This window comes from Asticcacaulis benevestitus DSM 16100 = ATCC BAA-896, assembly GCF_000376105.1.
Lineage (GTDB): Bacteria > Pseudomonadota > Alphaproteobacteria > Caulobacterales > Caulobacteraceae > Asticcacaulis > Asticcacaulis benevestitus.
Window position 1 is genome coordinate 18,553 of sequence record NZ_AQWM01000032.1, and the last position, 23,584, is coordinate 42,136.

Consider the following 23,584-nt stretch of genomic DNA (forward strand, 5'->3'; position numbering starts at 1 on the left):
CTATCAGATGTCCGGTCTATTTGTGCGAGTCAAGTCTCGCTAGGCGAGATGGTGTTCGCTACGCAGGCTTCAAACATGTAGGCGGCCTCATATTGCGCTGGCACAATTGAGGGACAGGCCCGGCGGCACAAACTGGACGCCTTCGACAGGCTAAATGGAAACTATGACGCTGCACGTCGCCTGAGCGCCTCAGGAGCTCTTCAAGATCGTAATTGAGATCCGCTGGTTAAATCATATGCGCCTGACAGCCGCCATCAATGCTTGTTCGTCAGTGGGGCATCGTCCACAACCGCATGCAGCATGCGCTCGGCGCGCTGGCGATCGTCCTCTCCTTCCGTAGGCACGACCGGCAGGTCCGGCGATATGCCGCTCACTTCGTTGCCGCCATCACGGCGCAGGCGAACGCAGTTGGGGATACGCAGACGTATGTGCGAATGATCTAGGACGACACTTTTATCCCCGCCCATAAAGCCGCATCCGTCGCCTCCGGTCTTCACACCGACGGTCTTGCCGATCCCGTTGTCTTGGATGACGGCGGAGAACATTTCGGCCGATGAATAGGTCTTGCCGTCGGTGACAACATAGACCGGCCCGGCCCACATCGCCCAGATGTCGTCGGCTCCGGAGGCTAACGATAGCTGCGAAGATACATCCTGGTTGCTGCCGAAAGCGCCTCTGGGCAGGGTCGCTTTATAGCCACCGGCATAACCGGCTTCGACAAGGCGGGTGCACCCCAGATGGTGCCAGGGTCGCTGCTCACGCCATACCCACGACAGATCGCACGGCGCTGCCGCCTCCGCCTTGGCCTTGACGAAGAAGGTACGAGCTTCGTTCAATGCGCTCTGAGACTCGTCAGATGGATGTTCGCCCAGGACATCGTCTATACCTTCGATCTGTTCATCGAAATAGGCCGCGCCGGCGGGCGTGGAGGTGACCATGAGCTGTGCCGAACGCACCGGCTTGTCGGTCAGCAGGCGTGGGAAAATGTCGCCGCTATCATCCCCACCCGTATTGTTGCCGACGTCGATGACCAGAAGAGCCGCGCCCGCATTACGCAGCTTAGCGATCTCGTCACCGAACGATGAATACCACATGAGATAGGCTGCGTCGCGCAAGGCGCGGGAGGTGATCGGCGCGTGCGACGCCGCAAGTTTGGCCCAGGCCAGGGTGCAGGTGGCTGGAAATCCGCGCATGGCGAACTTTTGCAGCCGGATAATACCGACCTTTGTGCCACCGACATTTGCTAGCCCGGTACGCCAGACCGTATGCATGCCGTCGCCGGTCAGCTTGAATTCGGGCAGCGCCTCAAAGGGCACGGAAAAGGCCATATTATAGTTGGGATTGAAGCCTAGTGCCGCACACGTACCCTCAGGATCGGTAACATCAATCGGCCTGGCTGCGACCGGCGAGGGCTGTGGTGTGGCAGCAGGCGCCAAGTCGCCCTGTACCTGGAAATGCCCTCCGCGGAAAGCCGTCACGAATTGCTCTATGGCTCGGCGGGCTTCACTATCGCTGCGCGCGGCAGCCAGCGCCGTGCGGGTTTGGTGATCAAGCCGTGGCAGATTGAGGCCGCCCTCCGGAGATCCATACCAGGACAGGGAGGAATAGTTCTGCTCAAGAACGTGTTTCAGCTGATCATAGTCAGCCCGCCAGGCCGCTGGATCAAAGCCGGGCGATGGCGGCGCAGCCGCCTGAACCGACGACGCAATTCCGGCCACGACCAGCCAGGCCGTTGGCAAAACTATGTTCCAGAGACTGCCGCGAATCCGCATCTTACCCCCCTCTATGACCGTCAGGATGTTACCCTTTTAAACCACAGCGCCAGTGCCGTCTTGAATGCGCGCAGCAATTTTGAACGATCAAAGACAATTTCGACGATAGGCTGCCGGCGTTATGCCAAGCTGCGCCTTGAAGGCGCGGTTCAAATGCGGCTGGTCGCTGAAGCCGCATGCCATGGCGATTTCGCTTATAGGCAATCGGGACCTCGCCAAGAGGTCGGCCGCGCGCTCGACACGCAGGCGCCGCTGATATTCGCCCAGGGTGGTCCCCATATGGCGGCGAAAGGCCGCCGACAATCGTTCCGGGCAATGCCCTGTCGCCACAGCCACCTCGGCAAGTGAGCAGAGCGGGCTTTCCGTCACGCGCAGATATTCCAGCGCGGCTCTCAAACACGATGGACGCCCACTACCCGATTGGCGATGACCGCGCCCGAACAACCCGATAAGTTCGTGCGAAAGACCTTCTATGACGGCGCCTGAAAAGTCGTCGTCGAGCCGCAGCTCGCCCAAAATGCGCCGGCCGACATCCGCTATTGCCGTGGATCGCAATATTGGCGCTTCGCACAGATGCACGACGTCATCAAGTCTTGCGATGGTGGAGAGGCTAGGGGCAAGCACCAGCTTGAACAGACCGTCAGCGCTAAACCGTTGGGCGTGTTGTTCGTGCGGCGGACAGACCAGCAAGGCGCCGGTCGAATAGGCGTCGCTTTTGCCTCGGATAGTTTCCTCGTAGGTGCCGGCAAGAACCAAGGACAGACTGGTATCATCATGCATGTGGGCCGTCATGACCTCGTGCGGCGCATAGCGTGAGATGCGTATCGACGAAAAAACAGGATTCATTGGCCCAGCGTCGTTTTGCGTAATAATAGCCAGGATGCCTGCGGTGTGGCAGCGACACAATAGTAAATTGATCACCACAACAATTCGGAACCTGAAACTAGGGTGCCCTCGCGTGACATGTCCGCATCGGGTCGGAACGGTTCTTTCGATAGGCGATCATGGTGGTCATATCGCGCGTGCATCTGCGATGCTGAGCATACGAAGAATTTCCGGAACGGCTTCATTGAAGCAAAAGGCGCGACCATCGACGTCATATCGAAAGCCACCCGCGTGAAAAACCGCTGCATTTGCCTGGTCCTTGCGAACCTGCTGCTGTGCGCCAAATTCCCGGAGAATTACCCCGGTGCTGTCGCAAAGTCGGATGCCCATGCGTTTTTGTAATCCCGAGGGTGGGCCTCTACGGCCTCGCTCTCCCGTTAAATCTAATCAGGCGTGACGCAGTTCATAAACTGGTTCGAACAGGGTGGTGGTCGTGTAATGCGCAAACCGCTTTTGGCGCTCGCTGATTTGCCTGGCCCCAGGTGCGCTGCGGTCCCAGACCGTAAGGACTGCCGGAGCATCTGGGTGAAGCGGTGTGCCGTCCTGAGCATAAGGATAGGCACCCAGATAAAAAACGCCCGCATTTCGCGGGTCGGCCTCCACAACCAGAATGAGCCAATTGTTGGCGACGTCGGCAAACAGGCCGGCAGAGAGTTGGCACATAGCGTTTTTCATCAGAGCCTCCATCCATCAGTTATGTTCTTATTTTGTTCCATTGTTCTGAATGAGTCAAGAGGGACGTTCTGAAACGCCTTTCGACTTCTTTATGTGGCCGGCTGACAGCCGGGATCTGTTTTTTGCATTGAAGGGACTAGGTTGCACTCACACAAAAGCCGGCCCATGCGAACCTGAACTTAGGGCCAGAAGGAGACGCATTTCATGAACCGTGAACTGACCCATCGAAAGGTCGCCGTTCTGGTGACGGACGGCTTCGAACAAAGCGAAATGGTCGAGCCGCGCAAGGCGCTTGATCAGGCCGGAGCGCAAACCACGTTGATCTCGCCAAAGGCGGATCCGGTCCGCGCCTGGCAACACACAGACTGGGGCGACAGCTTTAACGTGGATATCGCGTTAGGTGACGCCAACCCGCAAGACTACGCAGCCCTCTTGCTGCCCGGCGGCGTAATGAACCCCGACAGTCTGCGTCTGGACGAAAAAGCGATTGGCTTCATCAAGGCGTTCGTCGATGCCGGCAAGCCAATTGCTGCGATTTGCCATGGTCCTTGGACCTTGATCAATGCAGGCATGGTCAAAGGACGTAAGGTGACGTCCTGGCCGTCGTTGCAAACGGATCTGCGTAATGCCGGGGCGCATTGGGTGGATGAAGAGTGCGTCGTCGATGGCAATCTGGTTACGAGCCGCAAGCCCGACGATATTCCCGCGTTTAACGCCGCTATGGTAAAGTTGTTCGCCAGTCAGACCGTCTTAGCCTCGGCGACACAGGAGATGTGAAATGCCCAAGGAATCCGAAGGCAGGAAAGACACAATGGAACGCGTCATGCACGAGTTCAAGTACGGCGAACTGAAAAGCAGCAGCGGCGACAAGGTTAAGAGCCGCGAGCAGGCTGTGGCGATCGGGATGAGTGAGGCAGGCTCCTCCAACCAGGAAGACAAGAAAGCCAACGCACACAATTAGCGCCGAACGAAGGCAAAGGAAGGCGCCGGGAAGACAGCGCAACAGGAGAAGGAAGGTCATATGAAACACATGACGACCTCATCCAAATCGCAGGGGGTATGGATGGCACGGCGATTCCGCGTCTTGTGCCAAGGCTGCAAAAAGGGGGCACCAAGCTTCAGCCCATTAACGAGACAGTTTTATCGCAGCGCGCAACGGAAAGTCATCGACTTTTTATGGGTGTCGCTAACATTCTCGCAGCAGGTGCTCATTTCTCATGTGATGGGTGCCTACTCTCAGTGGCAGCTCTCGGACCCCAGCCGGGGGCTGCTGCTGGCAGGTGTCGCAGAACGCTTAGGAAAGTTCTGGGGTGTCCTCACCCAGAACACGCACCAGATCGAGTATTTTTCGGCGGTGCGTGGCAGATTTGACGCGTGGATAGGCCTTGGCGAGTTCAATGCCTTCGGTCGTCATCAAGAAGCCGTGCACGAATTTCTCGGAGTCAGAACCGCTAAAGCCGTCCAGGGCTTTACCTTCGGCATAGCCTTCGAAGAAGTAGGCGACCGATACCTTCAGACACTTTGAAATCTCAAACAGTTTGGACGCACTAATCCGGTTAGAGCCCCGCTCATATTTCTGGATTTGTTGAAAGGTTAGACCGATCTCACGGGCCAGATCTGTTTGCGACAAACTGAGAGATTTCCGGCGCATACGAACTTTTGCGCCTACATGCAGGTCAACGGGATTTACCGAAATGTTATCAAAGGCCATGGATTTTCTCTTACTGCATCAACCAATTCAAGGGGCGGGCTCGTCGTGTATCGATCTGGCCTATAATAGAGCAGCGGGTGCGACGTGCTGAAATGAAAGCAAGTAGTGTGCCGCATTAACGCCCGCGTTAAGCGGGCAGAGTCGCAATGTCGCGCGCCACGAGGGTTTACGCAAGGGGAGAGGACGCGTTGTTTCCCGCGTCTCGAAAAAAAACTTCTATACGATCGCCCCACACTAACTCTTTGTAGCCGTGACTCAAATTGCCGGGGTGTGGGTAGCCAGGCACAGGTGGTCCACAGACTCCTTATCAGAGCCATATTGACTCCCTTTTTAAAAAGAACAAACATAGAACGAATTCGCCTATCGCCCGCTTCCAACTCCAGAAAGGACGTTTGATGCCATGTCAGTCGCCAGTACGGCCACACTCACAGACCTCCGCCAGCAAATCGAAGGCATCGAGCGCGTTTATCGTCGTGCCCGGACGGTCCTTCCATTCGATGTCCTCGCAATCGATGCAAAGCTACCAGGGGGTGGACTCGCCTTGGGGGCGCTCCATGAGATTGCTGGCGGCGGCGCCGGTGCAGTAGACGGCGCGGCCGCCGTGGCGCTGGCCGGGGGTATAGCGGCCCGAACGGGTGGTACGGTTCTGTGGTGTCACTACAGCGATGACCTGTTCGAGCCGGCTTTGGCCCGGTTTGGTTTAACGTCCGACCGGGTGATGTTCTTCAAGGCCCGAGATGAGCGCGACCTGTTGAGCGCATTTGAGGAAGCCTTGCGCCACGGTGGCCTTACGGCCGTGGTCGGCGAACTGGCAGGTCTGTCCCATCTTACCTCTCAACGCCTGCAACTGGCAGCGGAGCAGACCGGCACCATGGCGCTGGCGGTTCGTCGCTGGCGACGTCACGTCGATGCCCGGGAGTACGGTCTGCCGACCACGTCGTTCACGCGGTGGCGTGTAACGGCGATCCCGTCGGCACCCTTGCCCGTTCGCGGTGTGGGGCGGGCCAAATGGCATCTGGAATTGATGCGATGCCGCGCCGGGAACGGTGCCGATTTTGAAGTTGAGGCGTGCAATGCCAAGGGTCTTATCGCTATTCCTGCCTTACTGGCCGACCGATCGGCTGAGGCGGATGAGCGGCACGTCCGGGCCGTCTCGTGATCGGCCACTTGTTCTAAAGGGTTCGGACGGCCGACGGCGTGTCATATCAGCCGCCGATGATCTAGCGCTACAGGTCGGTGCCCGGGTCGGCATGCCGGTGGCCAAGGCGGGGTCGCTGTTCTCCGATCTCGTCATACTGGACGCTGATCCAGTCGCCGATGCCGTGGCTTTGGAAAAGCTGGCCATTTGGGCTTTGCGTCTCTATTCGCCCAATGTCGCTGCCGATGCGCCCGACGGGCTGATCCTCGATATTCAGGGTGCCTCTCATCTCCTTGGTGGAGAAGCGGGCCTGATCGAGGACGCTATGCGCAGGCTGGGTGATCTCGGTATCACCGCAGTTGCCGCCCTGGCCGACACCTGGGGCGCGGCACACGCCGTGGCGCGATATGGAGGGCAAGGGCACCAGATCATTGAAAGCGGCAAGTCGGGCGAGGCGTTGCGCCGGTTACCGGTCGAAGCCTTGCGGCTACCGGCGGAAATGTTGCCTGACCTTCACCTCCTGGGGCTCGATACCATTGGCGAGCTCTCAGCTAAGCCAAGGCCGCCCTTGGCCAAGGCCTTCGGCAACAAATTGTTCCGTCGGATCGACCAGGCGTTTGGCCGAACACCGGAGCCGATCGAGCCGGTGGATGCGCCGGAGTTGATCAAGGTGCAACGGGTTTTTGCAGAACCCATCGGTGCACCCGAGACGATTGAGAAATATACCCGCCGGCTGACGGATCAGATGTGCGACCGACTGGAACAAGCTGGGCTTGGTGTCCGCCGGCTTGATCTGCATTTCACGCGTGTCGACAATCGCGTCGAGACGGTTTTCATCGCCACAGCCAAACCCGTACGTGAGCCGAAGCGATTGGCGCGACTCCTGTGCGATAAAATTGAAACCGTCGATCCGGGCTACGGTATCGAGAAGATGGTCATGACCGCCGCCTTCGTTGAAACGCTGGTCATGAAGCAGACCCTGGCGTCTTTTGAGGTTGCAGCGCGGCCGGACGTTGAAGACCTTTGGGACGTATTGACCAATCGCCACGGGGAAGGCTGCCTCTATCGTGCCATTCCCACGGCCACCGATATTCCGGAACGCGGGATCAAGCGGCTGCCACCGGGATCAGTCGATACGGGCTCCTCCCGAAACGCCGACTATCGCCGGCCACAGCGCCTTTATCGCAAGCCTGAGCCCATCATGGCCTTGGCTGGCTTACCCGATCATCCGCCGCGCGCCTTTACCTGGCGCGGCCAGCGATACGGCGTCACCTGTGCCGATGGGCCTGAGCGCGTCCAGGGGGAGTGGTGGGTCAGTGATCGCGAGAAGGGCAAGGTCCGGGATTACTTCGTGCTCGAAGTCGAGAACGGCGAACGGTTCTGGGTGTTCCGCACCGGTGACGGCCAACACGAAAGCACCGGGTCTCTGATCTGGTACATGCATGGAAAGTTCGAGTGATGCGCTACGTCGAACTGCAATGCGCCTCCTACTTTTCGTTCCTGCAGGCCTGTTCCTCGCCTGATGATCTCTTTGCCCGCGCAAAGGAGCTCGGCATGGCAGCTCTGGCCATCGCGGATCGAAATACCCTGGCCGGGATGGTGCGGGCGCATGTGGCGGCCGAGGAACATGGCGTCCGTCTTATCATTGGCTGCCGACTCGATCTGATGGATGGCATGTCCCTGCTGGTCTATCCCATGCATCGCGGCGGATACCGTAATCTTTGCCGGCTTCTGTCCCTGGGCAAATCCCGGGGCGGGAAGGGCAGGTGCGATATTGAATGGGCGGATGTCGACGACTTCCATGAAGGTCTGCTCGCCATCTTCATCCCCGACGAGGCCGATGCCCTGTGCGCCATCCGATTGCGCAAGTTCAAAGCCCTGTTCGCCGAGCGCGCCTATATGGCCTTGAGTCTGCGGCACCGGCAAAACGATCATATGCGACTGCACGAGCTGTCGAACCTCGCCGTCAAACACAGGGTGCCGACCGTCGTCACCAACGACATCCTCTATGCCGTTCAGGAACAGGCTTTCCTGCACGACGTCATTACCTGCATCCGTCACAACTGCAAGATCGATGATATGGGGGACTTAAGGACCCGGTACGCCGACCGTTTTCTCAAATCCCCCGAAGAGATGCACCGCCTGTTCCTCGACTACCGCGAGGCCATGCGCCGGACGGTGGAGATCGCGGACAAGTGCCGCTTCTCCCTGTCCGAACTGGAATACCAGTACCCCGAAGAAAAGCTGATGCCCGGCATGTCGGCGATCGAAGCCTTGAAACGTCTGTCCTGGGCTGGGGCCAAGTGGCGCTACCCCGAAGGCGTGCCACAGTCCGTCATCGATCTGCTGAAGCACGAACTGACCCTGATCGAGCGACTGGATTACGCGCCGTACTTCCTGACGGTGAACGCGATCGTCCAGTTCGCCCGATCCCGCGATATCTTGTGCCAGGGACGCGGCTCAGCGGCCAATTCCTGCGTCTGTTATGTCCTGGGCATCACCAGCGTCGATCCCTCGCGCAACGATCTTTTGTTCGAGCGCTTCATCTCGGAAGAACGTCGCGAGCCGCCCGATATCGATGTCGATTTCGAGCACCAGCGCCGCGAAGAGGTCATGCAATGGGTGTTCAATACCTATGGCCGTAACCATTCGGCCCTGACCGCCGTGGTCAATCGCTTCCGCACACGCGGCGCCATGCGCGATACCCTGAAGGTACTGGGCTTTCCCGAGGACACCATCAAGGTTTTGGCTAAGAATATCCGTTATTGGCACTCGGAAGGCTGTACCCCAGAAATGGCGGCCGAGCTCAACCTCAATATGAACGACCCGCGCCTGAAGCTGGCCTTCGAGATACATCTCCTCTTGCTGGATGTGCCACGCCAGCTATCCCAGCACCCCGGCGGCTTTGTCCTTACCCATGACCGCCTGGACGAACTGGTGCCGATCGAACCGGCACGCATGAAGGACCGCCAGGTCATCGAATGGGACAAGGACGATATCGATGCGCTGAAGTTTATGAAGGTCGATTGCCTGGCGCTCGGCATGATGTCGTGCATGAAGCGTTGCTTTGACCTCTTGGCCGAAGCCAAGGGCATCCACATGGATATGTCGTGTATCCCACCGGAGGACCCGAAGACCTATGCGATGATAAGGCGCGCCGATACCATCGGCACCTTTCAGATCGAGAGCCGGGCACAGATGTCGATGTTGCCGCGGACCAAGCCGCGCACCTTCTATGATCTCGTCATCCAGGTCGCCATCGTCCGGCCGGGGCCGATCCAGGGCGATATGGTCCACCCATACTTAAGACGACTGGAAGGTCTGGAAGAGGTAACCTTCCCGACGCCCGAACTGGCCAACATCCTGGGCAAGACCTTAGGCGTGCCGCTCTTCCAGGAGCAGGCCATGAAGGTCGTGATCACCTGTGCGGGCTTCTCACCCGGCCAGGCCGACCTGGTCAGGCGGGCGCAGGCGACTTTCAAGAAGACGGGCGGCATAGGGGCCCTTAGCCAGGACATCATCAACGGCATGCTGAAGAACGGCTACACCGAAGAGTTCGCCATGTCCCTGGTCAAGCAATTGGAAGGCTTCGGCTCCTACGGCTTTCCGGAAAGTCACGCCTTTTCGTTCGCCATCATCTCCGAAGCCTCCTCCTGGATGAAGTGCCATCACCCGGAGGTCTTCCTGGCTGCCATCCTCAACAGCCAGCCCATGGGCTTTTACGCGCCAGCCCAACTCATCCGCGATGCCAAAATGCATGGGGTCGAAATCCGCTGGTTCTGCGTCAACAACAGCCGCTGGGATTGCACCCTGGAGCCGTCCGATCGGGCGGGGCGGTTCGCGGTTCGCTTAGGCTATCGCCTGATCAATGGCATACGTAGTGCGGACGTGGCCAACCTCATATTTCAGCGAGGCGAGCGGCCTTACAAATCCATCCCCGACCTGTGGCGGCGGGCCAGGACACCAGAACCGACCTTGCGCAAACTGGCCCGGGCCAATGCCTATGATGAGGCGTTCGGGATGGTATCAAGGGACGCCACCCTGGCCATAAAATCTTTAGGCGATGATGTCCTGCCGCTGTTTGATTGTGTCCTCGATGAGCAAGGACGCAGCGTCTCCGAACACAACCCGTCTGTCATCGCGCTCAAGCGCATGACAGACGGCCAGAAGGTCATCGAGGACTACAACGCCGTAGGCTTCAGCCAGACCGTTCATCCGGTCCATTTCCTGAGGGGAGATCTGCAGGCGAGGGGCTATGTGTCCTGCAAGGAGGCCATGACCTCCAAGGACAAGCGTTACGTCTCCGTCGCCGGCATGGTCAATGTCCGTCAGCGCCCAGGCTCGGCCAATGGCGTCATCTTTATGACCATCGAGGACGAGTCCGGTGACGCCAATGTCGTGGTATGGGAAAAGGTCGGTATCGAATACAAGCAGGCGGTCCATGGTGCCAGCCTGGTGTTGATTACCGGCTTTATCCAAAAGGAAGGCGACGTTGTGCATTTGATCGCACGCACAGTGGTCGATCTGTCACATATGCTGGCCACGATCGGTGCTCGGGATACGGTGCTAAGCCTGCCGCACCAGCCAGGGGACGAATTCCGAAACGGCGGGCCGGGGGTTGATCCACGGGTGACCAAACAGGCGGGAATTCAGCATCGGAGCCGGGATTTTAAATGATTGAAATAACGACGCGACGCACTATCCGCCCTAAGGTGAAGTAACAGGCGGCTCGAGCCTGGGCTTGTCCTTTGGTGGTCGTCCCTCAGAATCATAGTGTCTCAACCTACGGCGTCAGGTCGTGGCCCACGCCAAGCATCATCGAAAGGCGACCATGAACTATTATGAGCTATGGCCGAACTCAAACTCGCCCACTTGCCAGACCGCAACGCTAAGATTTTACAGTCACGTTGCACGCCAGCGCTGGAGGTTGAAAGCGTGCTCATATGTCCAGCCCCAACGAATTCGAACGTCCCAGGTCCCATGTAACCGCCCCACGACCGCGCATTTTTCCGCAGATACTCTCGCCAAGGTGAGCTTCAATCTTCGGGGACCACGGCACCAATTGAAACCCCACGCCGTCATCCAATACGGCAAATCGACCGGATACCAAATCGAGCCGGCGCCTGTACACGCCGGACACCTGATCTCCTTCGGTGGGTGTCGTGACAGGCTTTGTTCCGCTTCGTGACAATTGACTAAGGGCCACTTCCAGTTCTCGCGTCTGCAAGGTCTGGATGAGGCCAGATGACAGCATGACCCTGTCGCCGATCCGTCGGGCCAGGCCTTCAGCAATTAAATAGTCGCGGCGCATGTCCATGGCCTCTAGGGTCTCTGCGCCAAAACCCTTTGCGGCTATGTCGGAGCGGTCGGATCTGACGAGTTGGCGGTCCAGCCATGTCGCGCCCTTGGCGTCGATTTGGGCCTGAATATCGAGGTCGGATTCAACGCGAAGATAGGCGTGTCTGGCGTGCTCGGATTGACTGAAACCTACGCTGACGACGGCGCCGGGCGGGCAATCCCCGGTGGCTTCTAGCGAGGGCAGGGGGATGTGGCGGGTCGTTCCGTCCGTGCCATCAACGACGATGTAGGCGGTGCCCTTCAGTTCGTCATCGAGGCCCCGTGCCAGCAGCCTTCCTGTAATTGGTTTTCCTTCTTGTCCGCCGGCTATAACCAAAGCGTCAGATGCGCAGTCTCGACCCGACTCGGCCAGCCCCTTATGGATGCGCTTGATAATGTCGCCGCGCTCACCGAGCTCGCGCAACACTGCTTCTGTGCGCTCTGAGAGAATCCACTGTCCCGGCGCGAATTGGTCGGCAAGGCCGAGGCTTTCCAACCGGCGCAGCCTACCCGCTTTCATGACCTGTATCGTGTCGGCATGCGATGCGTTCTGCGGCGCGAGATCGATGAACCCTGTCTGTCTGGCGTCGGCTAAAAGTTGCCGGTCAAGTTGAGTGAAGCGGTCTGTATTGATTTGCCGATGCAGAGACTGGTGAATGTCATTGTCGGTGCGCGGCCCCAGTTCATCGGTAATCAAGCCTTGCGCCCGTGCCCGCAACCCTTCCTTGATGTAATCACGGCTAATGACCAGATCATGGCCAATGTCGGTAACGCCGCGCACAATGAGGTGGATATGGGGATGCTCGGTGTTCCAGTGCGTGACCGCCGCCCACTCCAAGGATGTGCCCAAATCGGCAGCCGCCTGTTTCATCAGGTCACGCGTGAAGGTATGGAGATCTTCTATCTGATGCGCATCTTCCGGAGATACAATGAACCTGAAATGGTGTCGATCATTGGTGCAACGATCGGCGAACTCCCGGGCATCTATGGCGTCGCTATCAGGACCGAATAGCACCGCCTGGTCCGCGTCGCGCGTGACGCCTTCGCGCTGAAGATAGCGTAGGTGCGATTGCAGCGGTGTGGCACGTCCTTTGTTTCGAACGACGCGGGCTTTTATGACGGCAAGTCGGCTCCGACTGGTCAGGAGTCGGTTTGCGATATGGGCTGCCTGTCGTCCTTTGCCGAAGTTCGATCGGCCTGAGAGAGCCCGTCCGCGATGTGCCGTAGCTCCCGCCTTTTTAGCCGCCGCCAGGGCCTGATTGATGAAGGGTCTGATACGTTGCGCGCTTTTGGTGCGAATGCGTCCGGGGCGAATGCGGAATTCATCTTTGTGGTTCATTCGGCGTTCAAACCTCTCATAAATTCTTGAAAATTCAACGCGTTAAACCGAGTGCACCTCATCCGACGCGCCGCGAACCTCTCGTGCACTGTTCATAACCCACGGAATTCAAAGATATTCTCTTCCGCTCAACACCCCAGAACCTCTCTCTCTTTTATCCTGCACTAGCCAAAACAGCCGGTCCGGTGCTCCCGTGAGGCTAAAATCGAACCCTTAAGGCTCCGGAATGTCTGTTGGGGCGCCGAGTGAGACGAAGGGGGTCGCAGGGGATTGGAAGCCATTGCCCGGATCAGTCGTGATCGTCGTGTCCTTGATGAACAACGCGGCTTCTGCCCAAATCGTAGGTTTCACTTCGTTGGATAGGGGGGCGAATGCATAGGTCTTGCCGCGAAGCTCTTCGGAAATCCGGATGACATAGCCCCGCGTTTCCGCAGGCAAGATCTGCCCCCGATCCCGATGAGATTTGTAGCGACCTGGACCCGCGTTATAGGCTGCGAAGACCCCCTCCCAGCCGTAACGATCATACAGGTCACGCAGATAATATGTGCCAGCGACTATGTTGTCATGCGGGTCAAAGGCATCCTGCCCCAGATGCAATATGCCGCGCAACGTGGACCAGGTTTCGGGCATGAGTTGCATCAATCCCATCGCCCCTTTAGGTGACATCGCGCGGACATCGCCGCGTGATTCCACACGTATGACAGCCCAAATCACCGGTTCAGGCACGCCGGTTTGTCGGGATGCCTCTCGCACAAATGGTGCAATATCCGATGCAGATGCCGCCACAACAGATACCACGGTTGCGTCCGTCAGAGTGCCAATCAAAGGGACTATCAATTCGTGTCCTCAGCGCGAGATGGGCGTGAAGGTTCCCGCTTCCACATCAGAATCCACTCCTTTTTATCGGTATCGCGTTGGAAGAGGTTCGCCCGGATCGGTGTCGGCAAGGTCGGGTCATCCAGAGCGAGCGTTATGAATTCGCCAGCTCGGTCACTGGTGCGTTTCCACGCCACCCCGACTTCAGGTCCATCCGCATCCTTGATGTGGATCGTGTAATGCGGCTGGCCTTGCACGTCTGGCTGGTTCGTCGGCACCAAGACGATGTGACGGTCAAACATGAGGGTACGCAGCGTTCCGGTAAAGATGCCTCTGATGCGCGTGAATTGTCCGATTTGCGGCATAGAACTTGCCTCCGTTGTGCTGGAAGGTGGGTGACGTTTCATGTCAACTGGGTTGCTTTCGCGGGCCGAAAGTAAGCAATGGGAAGGCGCGCCCTCGGACAAATCGAAGTGTGATGGGACCGAAATAACGCCCGTCGAAGCTGTCATGGACCTCAGGGTTCATCAGGAACACATCTTGAGGGCTGAGGTGCCGACATCCCGACCAGACGGGCATAGGGCGATGCTTTCTATCTGTGATTTTTGCGGTTGCCGTCCATCGTCCGTTGACGTCGATATCTGCATTACGCCGGCACACGTCTGCGCCAGACAGGGCACTTACGGGTTTGATCAGCAGCACGCCGGGCGGGAGGTATTGGCGTTGGGCAGCGAGTGAGCGGATGTCTGGTGGCAGGTCTGTCACTGCCAGATCACCCACATGTAATTTGGCATTCGGAAGAACGATATAGAGGCCGACAGGGACGCTGGCCGATGCGTTCCATAGGAGGAGCTTGGGCGACAGAGTAATGAGTGGACAGATCGCTGAGGCCACAGCCGCCAACGACACGGCAACCAGCTTGCAAGTCGGGCGAGCGTTGTTCGATTGCTTAGCTGGGCTCATGTTGAGCGCCCCGGCATCTTGGGAAAGGTGCGACGGGTGGTCGGGATGATACGCCCCTCGCTGATGTCCTTTGTGGAACGACGTCGGGTCTGAATTGCCCAATCTGTAAGGTCTTTAACCGAATAGACAACGCGTCCGCCCAGTTTGAGATATTGTGGTCCGGTGTTGAAGACTCGGTGCTTTTCAAGCGTGCGATCTGACAGACCCAGGAAGCGCGCGGCTTCCGAAGTCCGTAAATATCTGGGTGGTGCGGGCTCCTGGGACGTGGTCATGTTTACCCCATTTTTCGCAAAACTGCGGTAGCATCTTAGCAATACATCTGCAAATTGACGGACTGCCCACGGCGAGCAACCAGGGGTGGAATTTGTCCTTCGACTCTGCGAGATTTTTCCGTATCGGTGGGGCAAAACAGGCGTCTTTCACCCGTTCGGGTCACAGGGCGAAGTGTTGGCTGGAGGGCGGGGAGCTGTTTCTCATCGCACGAAATAGCCCCCGACCGGTGCGATCGGGGGCCATAGGTGTCAGGTCCGGCTGCGGGACCAGACCAGGGTGTATTCGCCGGGTTCGTCCTGGAACAGGGTGGCGAAGATCGGCGCCTTGAAGGAGGGATCGTCGAGTTTCAGGGAGAGGTAGGGGCGATTTTCGCGCGATGCCTTTGTCCAGGCGGCGCCAATTTCAGCACGGCCAGCGTAGATACGGTGGCTCGGGGCGTCGTCATTTGCCGGGTTTTCTTCACGGACCAGACGGACATTTTGAAGCTGGATGTCGATGGTATAGATTTCGCCGACGATTTCGGCACCTGCAGATTGGAACTTACCGATAGCTGACATGTTAGTCTCCTTTTGGTTGGTGTCTCGAAGCCGCCCTATGCGGCCTCGATGGCGCGAAGTTTCAGGAGACGTGACCTGCGTCATGGTTAAGTGAGGCTTTTTTGTTGCGCGAGGAACTGACGGAAAACGGCATGACGCGCCGTCTTTCGGCGCGACCTGAAAATTCCGTCAGGGGGAAAAAAGCCAAGCTTGGCCATTGACGCAAAAGGGCGCGGCTCATGTAAATGTGCGTCCGTCGATGTCCGTTCAGGGGGCTTAGAACCGCCTCCAAAAAGGTGCCTCGGCGTGACGACTATCGGTGAGTTCCGCCCCGTCAGGTGGTGACTGGATCGCGCAAGGTCTACATCGCCTAGATCGGGATTGAGGGCCGCCACCTGGTGTGTGATCCCCCGACAGATGACGAAAGTTCGAGCCACCGCCTCACAATTGGCGAGGAAGTCGTCGTCGCCGTTGCGACAGAAGTCCGCATGAAAAAAGTCCCCGCTCTTCCTGAAGTTGGACAAGGTTTCGTTCAAGGCGGCTGATCTTCGCCGACCTATTGAAGGATGAAACCGGCGAATACACCCTGGTGTGCTTCACACCGCCGGGCCCGACGTAAAGGTGCAGATCGGCGCGGGCGGTAGCTTAGTTGATGCCATCAGATCGAGGCCTTGGGCGGGACATTCCGAATGACCTGGGCACGCGTTGCGCTCAACCCCATTTTCGGACGAGACCAGGTGACAGTCCTGTCAGGGCAACGACCAACTGGGGCAGCCCGTCAGGGATAGAGCGGTGTCGGCAGGTTGAGACGAGGAGGGCTTCTGCAGGGATGAGCGCAGAGACACGGCGTTCGCCCGGAAGACCGGTTGTGCGGGAAAAAGCCCGATGCTCCGCGATCTGGGCTCGGGTGAAAGGTTCACAGATTGTGGGCTGAAAGACATGGCAGTTGACCAGCTACGACAGGAGCGGGGCGATCAACGCCAAGGCAAGCTCTATGACGATGGGAAGAGTGACTGGCGTCCCATGGACGGTTGAGGAAGTGGCCTAGGCGCCGCCTCGCCAGACGGGAATGCCCAGCTTTTTGGCCTTGTCGGCGAGGTTGTCCTGTACGCCGGAGCCCGGGAAAATGACAACGCCGATCGGCAACATGTCCAACAGGATGTCGTTGCGTTTGAAGGGCGCCGCCCGTTTATGACGTTGCCAGTCTGGCTTGAAGGTTACCTCGGTGACCTGGCGCGTCTGGGCCCATTTGGAGGCGATCAGATCGGCGCCGCTTATTGAGGCCGTTGTGAGGAGAACGAGGTCCGTGTGTTTGGCTTGGAGCTTGTCGAGCACAGCCCAGATCGTGGCGACATCCTGATAGTCGATACCGCCACTGAATGCGACGAGTGTGCCGGTTGGCGCCAGCAACTTCAGACGGCTGGCTTGACGCGCCTTGATAAAGTCTCGGCTTTCGATCAGGGCGGCCGTCATGTGACGGCGATTGACAAATGAACCGGCTTTGGGACGCCAGGTGTCATGTGTCGCACGTTGGAACTGTTCGGCGGCCCGTTCGCGCAAAGCTTCCAAGACGTTGTGCCTGGCGCTTAGCTGTTGGCCTTGGGCGATCAGGCGTTCGAGTTCCGTGGCTTTGACTTCCGATCCGTCCTGGTGGGCATGGGCCGACTGCTGGGCCACGACATTGGCATCAAGGTCCTGATCAAGGCGCTCGGCGGCGCGGTGGAACAGGTTGACCAGTCCCCACATAAGCCCGTTGCGATCGGCTTCCATTGGCGAGTCGACAAGACAGAAGTCGAGTGCATCGAACATATCGGCGATCCCGCCTTCTATTTGATGCGCCTCCGGGAAGGGGCGCGTGTCAGTCTCTTCGTCGGTAAAGACTGGCCGATAAAGACGCATCGTTTGAAGGGCCAGTTCGGTTGGAGAGAGGTCGCAAGCTTCGCGATCTGAGAATTCATAGGATGACATGTGCGTATCTTTCAGCTTCAAGCCCGCGCCAGCCGCGGGCCTACGGCGACGCCTCGCTACGGCGCCTGAGGCGGTGCACCCCAGGGGGGCTCGACCGGACCGCGGGGCTATTTTGTTTCGCGATGCAAAGCGCGCGCTTGCGAGCGCGGCGGAAAATAGCCGCAAGGTGCCGGTTGCACTGACGACGGGCGCCGTGGCTCAGTCGCCTCCCACCAGGCCCGATGGCGCCACTTGGCGCTGAGATCGCTGTCGACATGGGTGCTTATGGGGACGCCGAAGTTATCGTCACATCCTCCTGCGACCCATGATGATCACAAGGATGCAAGTGACGACGGGTCTGTAAGCGGGCCGATCTGCGCCAGGATACGTTCGCGGACAATGGCGACGCCCATTTGACAAAGGTCCAGATTGTAGTCCGACATCAAGGGCCAAAGTGTCGTCACGGGAATGGCCAGCGTGGCGGCCCGAGCGGTTAACTTGGACACGGCCCGACGCCCGGCATCGTCCGCATCGCCGGCGATAAGCAGCCTGCGTATAGCCGGATTGATTTGGTAATCGCCCAGATTGCCGGCGGTGACTGCGGCATGCACCGTGACTGAAGGAAACACAGTTCGTACGGACAGGACGTTTTCGATACCTTCACCGACAAGGACAATGTCCTTATCCGGGCCGAAACGCACGGCGTGTCCGTTGAGGTGTCCAAGTGAGCGCTTGGGGCGCGAGATTGGCGCCTTGCCCAAGGAGATGTCATTCGGAGGGGCGGTGTCGAGATATATGCGATGAACGGCCATAAGCGTACCGGCGAGATCTGTTACCGGCGCAATGATGGCCGGCCATTCGGACACATCGCTTTCGGCAGTCGGTCGGCAGTAGCACGATGAGACAAATCGCAGCTCAGCGGCAACCGACGAATCGATACAGCGATGGTTCAAATAGGTTTCGCCCAGGGTGTTTGTGATCGGACCGGCGATGTGAAGAAGCTTGCGGGCGTGGTCTGTTCGATCAAAGCGGGGCTGTTGGTCTGCTCGGGGGCGAGGGCGTTTCGAACTTGGTCGGTTGCCGATGAACCTGTGAGCTTCGTCAACGATGTCGGCGAATGACCTCAGTCCGAGGTTAAGTCCGATGATGTCGAAGAGGTCTCCATATTCACCCGTGGCGGCATCTCTCCATCGGCCGGCCTTTCCGCCGGAGGCATCTGTGTAGAGGCGTACAAACATGGAATGTCCTGGTGCGTTGTGCACGTTGCCAACGGTCCAGTAATTGCCGGCGCGTTGTCCGCAGGAGAGGTAGTAGCGACAGACCGCCAGAGCGTGGTCGGCGAGGCGCGCCTTGAGGTGCCCTATGTCGTCTTTGACCACATCCTTGTGGGAAGGGGCTATGAAGGGGTTAAACGGATCGGTCGGGCACGGTCCCACGCGCTCAACAGGTGTTGCCAATAAAGCCGCTTCGTCCTGCTCGTTTTCGCTGAGAGGGCAGGGGAGGTGGGCATCCTTGGCAAGGCGATTTTCCTCGGCCAGGGGGTTGGGGGTGTGGAAATGCCCCCCATCGGAAGGGCTGGCAAACATGCCGAACTCTGTGCCTGGTTCGTCAATAACAGTCGGCACATTGAGCCTGTAAGGAAGCCTCGGCTCAGTCATGTCCTCAGGCAGATCTTCGTGTGGCTCAACGGTTTCAGCGCGCTGGGACAGCTCGAGTCGAGAGAAGGGAAGATCTCCGATCGCGGAGGGGGGTGTCTTAGCCGAATGGGGCATACTGGGACTCCAGACGGTGACCCGGAGCCGCTCTCCCAAGTCCAACCGTCGCGAAATCCGACATCCCTTTCTCTCTATGACTGCGCAAAAAAAAGCCTGCCCTGTGGAGGGCAGGCTCAGAATTGCGCGCAGCGCCGAGTCAATGGATAGTGTCGGTCCATATGTGTGGCGATAGTCCCCACGGAACATAGGAGATTGATACATGAACACCACTGACCTGATTGAAAAGATTGCCGCTGCTCACGGTCTGACCAAGTCCGCCGCCAAAGGCATCGTAGACGGCGTATTCAAGGCCATTGCCGATGCGGCCGCGACTGGCGAGGAAACCAACCTGCCGGGCTTCGGCAAGTTCAAGGTCCAGGATCGTCCCGCGCGTGAAGGGCGCAATCCTTCGACGGGTGCCAAGGTTCAGATCGCGGCATCGAAGAAGCTGGCTTTCCAGCCCGCCAAAGCTGTCAAGGATCGCCTCAACGGCTAGGGTGATTGCGCCGGCCAGAGGCGTGGACCGTCAACTGACGCCGTCCAGCAGTTTCTTAGCCCGAGCCTCCATCTCAAGGCGTGCATCCTGATGTGGCTTGGTGCGCGCCACAGCTGTGATACCTTGTACGAAATCGAATATCGATGCCGCTGCATGACCTTCCTCATTCAGCACGGTCTCAATGATCCTGGCCGTTTCGCCCTTGGCGAAGCCACGTTTTCGCAAAAAGTCGTGACGATCGTCGTCCGTTTTGGCGACGATCGTTGACCTGGCCGCCTTGATCCCGTTGAGGAAGGGCGTTGGCGAAGAATTGGCGAAAGTCTCCAGCGCCGGCGCGGCTTCGTAAGCGAAACGGCTGGAGGCGTATTTGGAGTGGCGGATGTTGATTTCCTGAAAATCCTCAACACCCCATAGATTTCGGTTGGCGCATACGGTGCGTAGATAGAAGCTGGCCATGCCCAATGTCTTGGCGCCAACTTCTGAGTTCCAGCAATAGAAGCCCCTGAAGAAGAGGTCGGGCGATCCATCGGGCAACTGCCCTGCTTCGATCGGGTTCAAGTCATCGACGAGGAACAAGAACACATCCCGATCGGACGCATAGAGCGTGGTCGTTTCCTTCGTGATATCGACGTGGGGATTGTAGATATGTGTGGTCCAGTCGAGGACGCCGGGTACCTTCCACCGGGTATCTCCGGTGCCATTTCCAGCTATGCGCTGCACGGCTGATACGAGCTCATGGTCGTAGATACGACCATAGTCGGGACCGGTTACGGCGCGAAGTTGCACGCGGTCGTCATCGACTTCGAGCGTCTTGATCTGCTCCGCGCGGTGCGAATTTAAACCATATTGAAGATTGATCGCCGCCAGGGGCGCGGGAAGTTGGCGCAGATAGGTCGCGGGTGCGCCGACGAGGCCGGCCAGTTGACCAAAACTCCAATGCGTGGGCACAAGCGGCTTGTCTGAACCGGGAAGGTGCAAGGACAGGGTGTCATTGTCGTCCGTTCTTGCTTCGACGCGGACTTGCGAACTGGGCACTGTGCGAGTCACGCTACGTTCTGAACGACCGTGGACGGACGTAAACAAGTCGGACAGCGACAGATAGCGCTCGTCGGCCGGCCGCAAGAACCATTCAGATGAGACACGTGTAATATGTTCGCCGCGACCGGGATCGACTTTGAAACCGCCAGAGGGTGCGCCGGAGACGCCAGGAAAAGCAACTTTATTCATGGGAAAGCTCCTTGACGGTGCCGCAGACCAACTCTTCGGCTTATCTCGTCGCGGAGCTGGCAAAGCTCTCTTACTCTCTGTGGCGCAGTGGCCGGGCAGGGCACGGATGTGCCTCAGCGAAAGCGGAGGCGCGTGCCGAAATTTCTTACAGTTCTGATCGTTAATGAGTTTTTTGTTCTGGTCGAAATTTCAGGGAACAAAGGGTGTAAGAATCAGGGCCATGAACACGTTGTCGAAGTGTTCTATACCAGGGAAGGTATGCCTGGCGGGCGTTAACCATATAGGGCTGACCTGGAGGTCGACCTGATGGTTGTAACGGGTGCCGTGATACAGGCTTGAAGCGGACTGATTGCCTAAGGCATTTGGCTGGGCCAGACGATGCGGAGGCTTGATGTCGACAATTGGAAGCGCCCTGGACGGGTGTGCCTCACCCCACGTCTCCAGGGCCTTAACGCCATGCCGAATGTACCCATCTGGCGGCAAGTTTCGTATTACGCCGCAGGGTTCAGGCAGGCTTGCTATAGGGTGCGTTCTCAATCGGCGTGTCGCATGTTGCTCGCGTCATGACCGCCTTATGGGTTTACGCTCGGTCTTGGATGAGAGGAGGGGCGGGGGCCGACTGCAGGTGTACCGCAGTGCCCGTGAGGTCTTCTGTGTTCGACGTCAGGCCGTAAGGGGGCATGTTGTCTCCTTGCCCCCTAGACAGAGGCGATAATGAGGGCACCACAGAGCTTCAGTTATGTAAAAAGGCGGCTGATAGCTCGGCCGTCGGTGATGAAGAGAGCTTTGACCAGCTCATCATGTGCGCCAGCGCGTGGGTTCCGCCAGCTTCCGTCAGATTTCCACGTGTCCGATGATGCCGCCTATGGTCTGCATTGGGAAGGCTCTATCGACTGCCTGTGATGCTAAGACGTCTTTCAAAGGGCGAAGAGCTGCAAACACTGCCAATGACTTTTATCCTCGTCCTTCGTTGTCCAAACACAGTCGCCGAACTTTTCGGCTTGTCACAGGTCGTTCATCGATTTTGAAGGCTTCGGGCGCTTCGAGCGGCAATGCCAGACCAAGGTAAAATAGAGCGGCGACAGGGGGAGCAGGAGTAGAAGACAGCAGCATCCCGCCACGAGGGCGAGAAGATTCCCGAGCCAGGCTCGTCTCTGCCAGCCGTTGCGCGCCCGTATCGGATTGTCCCCGGTTGAATCTAAATGAACCAAGCGATCCACCGTAGGAATCTTTTGGCAGGATACGACCTTGCTCATCTAAGGGACTGTGCCGACGTATGTCGGCTGTTCGCGACGCGGTGTGCACGTACCGTGTTTAACGGCCATCCATAGACTTGTTAGGATGCCAAGACAGATGCAGGCGCAGAGACCGTAAAGCGTGATGATGATCATGGCGCGCTGTTGCTGCTTCCGCGCGCGATTGTCGTCGGCATCGCTAGCCGCTTGCGCTGCCCTTCGCAGCACCTCTCGTATCGGATCTTCAAAATAATACACTGTTGGAATTCCTTAATCCTTGGCTTGATCCGGACGATGGATCTGGCGGCAGATTAGAAAATCAGAGTAAATAGCCACAAAATAGTAAGGGTTAATTCACAACGAGTCTTAACACTTTTTTTATGATTTTTTTATCAATCCGGGGTCAACCGAGTATTCAAAGCGATAAATATTTGCTTAAGAAAATCGGGAATATGAAAATTTCTTCTTCTGTCGGGCGAGACCGCCTTTTGTGCCCCGAACACGCCTCACCAGGCCGCGGCTGACCGGCGCCCGACGCAGGTCTTAGGCGACATCTCTTCGCGACATCGCGTGCCTCTTTATGTGCCGTTCATGTCCTGACCATCTCGTTTCGCTTTGACAATCATCAGGAGTGTTCGTGCTCGTACAGCCGAAGTTGGCTGTTTCGTATGTGTCCTAAAAGCGCAATTCTGTTCCCTTTGGCGCGTGTGCCCTAAGACATGCACCTGCACCTTCAAAATATGTTCTTTTCTCCGCAAGCGGTCGCCTCAACAGAGTAAAAGCGTCACCTGTTCACAGGGACGTTTTGCGTCCGTTTTCATGTTGACCACGTTGCCGATGGCGATACGGGTATCTCCGTCCTCAATCGCGCGTAGACTTAATTTAAGAAGCCGCTCTAAGCGAAGCTGCGCCCGCAGGTTCACAAGGAGCAACTGCCATAATTCTCCCGAAATAATCCAATGCGTCAATCCCAGGGCTCGGCCAGGCATGGTGAAAGATCGCAATGATGTTGGTCAGAAGGTCTTTAATAACCGCAAACGCACCAGGAGAAAGCCGCGATTAATGGGTTGTATATGCAATAAAGACAGCGTGTTATATCAAGTTCGAATTTTCTATGTGCGGTGAATCGGCTAAGTCTCATATTTTGCCGTACCCACCCGCTCGTTCGCATGATGAGGGCCGATCGCGGAAATATTGCCGAGGCCCACTTAGGTGGACCCCGTCAGTTGGACAGAAAGTGGGCTGACTTAAGATAGAGAGTCTTGCCGGTTAATTGTCGCTGGCGATTTTGCCAGAATGTCGGTGTTTCAGGCTACCATCTTTCCTTGATCGATTGAATCCCTTTCTTGCTGTTGAGGCTGTGGGGATGTGTGTAACGCGCTTGCGTTATGCACATATCCACAGGCGCGGCCCGCTTCAAAAATTTGCCTCGGGGTCTTGTAGTCGAGAGCCTGGTGCTTTCTCTGGTCGTTATAAAACG

20 protein-coding genes are annotated in these 23,584 nt (G+C 57.8%); 6 read left to right on the plus strand and 14 right to left on the minus strand.

Annotation, left to right across the window (positions count from 1 at the left end):
- Nucleotides 1-254 precede the first annotated feature (254 nt).
- From B060_RS0119245 to B060_RS0119260, 4 genes are all read right to left on the minus strand, one after another.
- Nucleotides 255-1,772 carry a S41 family peptidase gene (locus tag B060_RS0119245; RefSeq protein WP_018083442.1) on the minus strand — a complete coding sequence of 506 codons (1,518 nt, stop codon included), beginning with the start codon at nt 1,770-1,772 and terminating at the stop codon, nt 255-257.
- Between the two features lie 87 nt (nt 1,773-1,859).
- Entirely contained in the window at nt 1,860-2,618 is a 759-nt protein-coding gene (locus B060_RS0119250) for a helix-turn-helix transcriptional regulator (RefSeq protein WP_018083443.1), read from the minus strand.
- Between the two features lie 165 nt (nt 2,619-2,783).
- Nucleotides 2,784-2,987, minus strand: a complete 204-nt coding sequence (locus B060_RS27790; RefSeq protein WP_018083444.1) for a hypothetical protein — start codon at nt 2,985-2,987, stop codon at nt 2,784-2,786.
- A gap of 57 nt (nt 2,988-3,044) precedes the next feature.
- Entirely contained in the window at nt 3,045-3,332 is a 288-nt protein-coding gene (locus B060_RS0119260; RefSeq protein ID WP_155847874.1) for a hypothetical protein, read from the minus strand.
- A 204-nt stretch (nt 3,333-3,536) separates the two neighbouring features.
- Between B060_RS0119260 and B060_RS0119265 the strand changes: the two genes are divergently transcribed.
- Both B060_RS0119265 and B060_RS25265 read left to right on the plus strand, forming a co-directional pair.
- A complete protein-coding gene (locus B060_RS0119265) occupies nt 3,537-4,109 on the plus strand; it encodes a type 1 glutamine amidotransferase domain-containing protein (protein WP_018083446.1) in 573 nt (190 codons plus the stop codon).
- 1 nt (nt 4,110) lies between these two features.
- Nucleotides 4,111-4,293, plus strand: coding sequence for a DUF6496 domain-containing protein (locus B060_RS25265; RefSeq protein ID WP_018083447.1), 183 nt, complete (start codon nt 4,111-4,113; stop codon nt 4,291-4,293).
- 333 nt (nt 4,294-4,626) lie between these two features.
- Here B060_RS25265 and B060_RS0119275 read toward each other — a convergent pair whose 3' ends face one another.
- On the minus strand, nt 4,627-5,043 hold the full coding sequence (locus B060_RS0119275; protein WP_018083448.1) for a helix-turn-helix domain-containing protein: 417 nt from the start codon (nt 5,041-5,043) through the stop codon (nt 4,627-4,629).
- Nucleotides 5,044-5,443: 400 nt separating this feature from the next.
- On the opposite strand from B060_RS0119275, the gene B060_RS0119280 reads away from it, so the two are divergent.
- The 3 genes from B060_RS0119280 to B060_RS0119290 are packed head-to-tail and all read left to right on the plus strand — an operon-like array spanning nt 5,444 to nt 10,858.
- Nucleotides 5,444-6,202, plus strand: a complete 759-nt coding sequence (locus B060_RS0119280; RefSeq protein ID WP_018083449.1) for an ImuA family protein — start codon at nt 5,444-5,446, stop codon at nt 6,200-6,202.
- Nucleotides 6,174-7,640 carry a Y-family DNA polymerase gene (locus tag B060_RS0119285; RefSeq protein WP_051394764.1) on the plus strand — a complete coding sequence of 489 codons (1,467 nt, stop codon included), beginning with the start codon at nt 6,174-6,176 and terminating at the stop codon, nt 7,638-7,640. The genes B060_RS0119280 and B060_RS0119285 overlap by 29 nt, the downstream gene beginning before the upstream one ends.
- A complete protein-coding gene (locus tag B060_RS0119290) occupies nt 7,640-10,858 on the plus strand; it encodes an error-prone DNA polymerase (RefSeq protein WP_018083451.1) in 3,219 nt (1,072 codons plus the stop codon). Before B060_RS0119285 ends, B060_RS0119290 begins: the two co-directional genes overlap by 1 nt.
- 262 nt (nt 10,859-11,120) lie before the next feature.
- On the opposite strand, the gene B060_RS0119295 is transcribed toward B060_RS0119290, so the two are convergent.
- The 8 genes from B060_RS0119295 to B060_RS26760 all read right to left on the minus strand — a co-directional run bounded on the left by B060_RS0119295 (nt 11,121) and on the right by B060_RS26760 (nt 18,978).
- On the minus strand, nt 11,121-12,857 hold the full coding sequence (locus B060_RS0119295; RefSeq protein WP_018083452.1) for a relaxase/mobilization nuclease domain-containing protein: 1,737 nt from the start codon (nt 12,855-12,857) through the stop codon (nt 11,121-11,123).
- 213 nt (nt 12,858-13,070) lie between these two features.
- The gene (locus B060_RS25270; protein WP_211210482.1) at nt 13,071-13,655 is read right to left on the minus strand and encodes a lytic transglycosylase domain-containing protein; all 585 of its coding nucleotides are present in this window, start codon (nt 13,653-13,655) and stop codon (nt 13,071-13,073) included.
- 35 nt (nt 13,656-13,690) lie between these two features.
- Nucleotides 13,691-14,038, minus strand: a complete 348-nt coding sequence (locus B060_RS0119305; protein ID WP_018083454.1) for a DUF736 domain-containing protein — start codon at nt 14,036-14,038, stop codon at nt 13,691-13,693.
- Between the two features lie 43 nt (nt 14,039-14,081).
- Nucleotides 14,082-14,636, minus strand: a complete 555-nt coding sequence (locus B060_RS28505) for a S26 family signal peptidase (RefSeq protein ID WP_081606939.1) — start codon at nt 14,634-14,636, stop codon at nt 14,082-14,084.
- Nucleotides 14,633-14,908 carry a helix-turn-helix transcriptional regulator gene (locus tag B060_RS26755; RefSeq protein WP_081606940.1) on the minus strand — a complete coding sequence of 92 codons (276 nt, stop codon included), beginning with the start codon at nt 14,906-14,908 and terminating at the stop codon, nt 14,633-14,635. Before B060_RS26755 ends, B060_RS28505 begins: the two co-directional genes overlap by 4 nt.
- Nucleotides 14,909-15,157: 249 nt before the next feature.
- Nucleotides 15,158-15,466 (minus strand): DUF736 domain-containing protein, encoded by a 309-nt coding sequence (locus tag B060_RS0119315; RefSeq protein WP_018083456.1) that lies wholly within the window; start codon nt 15,464-15,466, stop codon nt 15,158-15,160.
- Between the two features lie 1,023 nt (nt 15,467-16,489).
- Nucleotides 16,490-17,413, minus strand: a complete 924-nt coding sequence (locus tag B060_RS0119330; protein WP_018083459.1) for a DUF2493 domain-containing protein — start codon at nt 17,411-17,413, stop codon at nt 16,490-16,492.
- A gap of 311 nt (nt 17,414-17,724) precedes the next feature.
- Entirely contained in the window at nt 17,725-18,978 is a 1,254-nt protein-coding gene (locus B060_RS26760) for a DUF7146 domain-containing protein (RefSeq protein WP_018083460.1), read from the minus strand.
- 388 nt (nt 18,979-19,366) lie between these two features.
- On the opposite strand from B060_RS26760, the gene B060_RS0119340 reads away from it, so the two are divergent.
- A complete protein-coding gene (locus tag B060_RS0119340) occupies nt 19,367-19,642 on the plus strand; it encodes an HU family DNA-binding protein (RefSeq protein WP_018083461.1) in 276 nt (91 codons plus the stop codon).
- Between the two features lie 30 nt (nt 19,643-19,672).
- Here B060_RS0119340 and B060_RS0119345 read toward each other — a convergent pair whose 3' ends face one another.
- Nucleotides 19,673-20,869 (minus strand): hypothetical protein, encoded by a 1,197-nt coding sequence (locus tag B060_RS0119345; RefSeq protein ID WP_018083462.1) that lies wholly within the window; start codon nt 20,867-20,869, stop codon nt 19,673-19,675.
- Between the last annotated feature and the right edge of the window lie 2,715 nt (nt 20,870-23,584).

Coding starts and splice junctions, on each gene's coding strand:
- B060_RS0119245 (WP_018083442.1), bottom strand. CDS start 1,772: ATGCGGATTCGCGGCAGTCTCTGGAACATAGTTTTGCCAACGGCCTGG.
- B060_RS0119250 (WP_018083443.1), bottom strand. CDS start 2,618: ATGAATCCTGTTTTTTCGTCGATACGCATCTCACGCTATGCGCCGCAC.
- B060_RS27790 (WP_018083444.1), bottom strand. CDS start 2,987: ATGGGCATCCGACTTTGCGACAGCACCGGGGTAATTCTCCGGGAATTT.
- B060_RS0119260 (WP_155847874.1), bottom strand. CDS start 3,332: ATGAAAAACGCTATGTGCCAACTCTCTGCCGGCCTGTTTGCCGACGTC.
- B060_RS0119265 (WP_018083446.1), top strand. CDS start 3,537: ATGAACCGTGAACTGACCCATCGAAAGGTCGCCGTTCTGGTGACGGAC.
- B060_RS25265 (WP_018083447.1), top strand. CDS start 4,111: ATGCCCAAGGAATCCGAAGGCAGGAAAGACACAATGGAACGCGTCATG.
- B060_RS0119275 (WP_018083448.1), bottom strand. CDS start 5,043: ATGGCCTTTGATAACATTTCGGTAAATCCCGTTGACCTGCATGTAGGC.
- B060_RS0119280 (WP_018083449.1), top strand. CDS start 5,444: ATGTCAGTCGCCAGTACGGCCACACTCACAGACCTCCGCCAGCAAATC.
- B060_RS0119285 (WP_051394764.1), top strand. CDS start 6,174: ATGAGCGGCACGTCCGGGCCGTCTCGTGATCGGCCACTTGTTCTAAAG.
- B060_RS0119290 (WP_018083451.1), top strand. CDS start 7,640: ATGCGCTACGTCGAACTGCAATGCGCCTCCTACTTTTCGTTCCTGCAG.
- B060_RS0119295 (WP_018083452.1), bottom strand. CDS start 12,857: ATGAACCACAAAGATGAATTCCGCATTCGCCCCGGACGCATTCGCACC.
- B060_RS0119305 (WP_018083454.1), bottom strand. CDS start 14,038: ATGCCGCAAATCGGACAATTCACGCGCATCAGAGGCATCTTTACCGGA.
- B060_RS28505 (WP_081606939.1), bottom strand. CDS start 14,636: ATGAGCCCAGCTAAGCAATCGAACAACGCTCGCCCGACTTGCAAGCTG.
- B060_RS26755 (WP_081606940.1), bottom strand. CDS start 14,908: ATGACCACGTCCCAGGAGCCCGCACCACCCAGATATTTACGGACTTCG.
- B060_RS0119315 (WP_018083456.1), bottom strand. CDS start 15,466: ATGTCAGCTATCGGTAAGTTCCAATCTGCAGGTGCCGAAATCGTCGGC.
- B060_RS0119330 (WP_018083459.1), bottom strand. CDS start 17,413: ATGTCATCCTATGAATTCTCAGATCGCGAAGCTTGCGACCTCTCTCCA.
- B060_RS26760 (WP_018083460.1), bottom strand. CDS start 18,978: ATGTTTGCCAGCCCTTCCGATGGGGGGCATTTCCACACCCCCAACCCC.
- B060_RS0119340 (WP_018083461.1), top strand. CDS start 19,367: ATGAACACCACTGACCTGATTGAAAAGATTGCCGCTGCTCACGGTCTG.
- B060_RS0119345 (WP_018083462.1), bottom strand. CDS start 20,869: ATGAATAAAGTTGCTTTTCCTGGCGTCTCCGGCGCACCCTCTGGCGGT.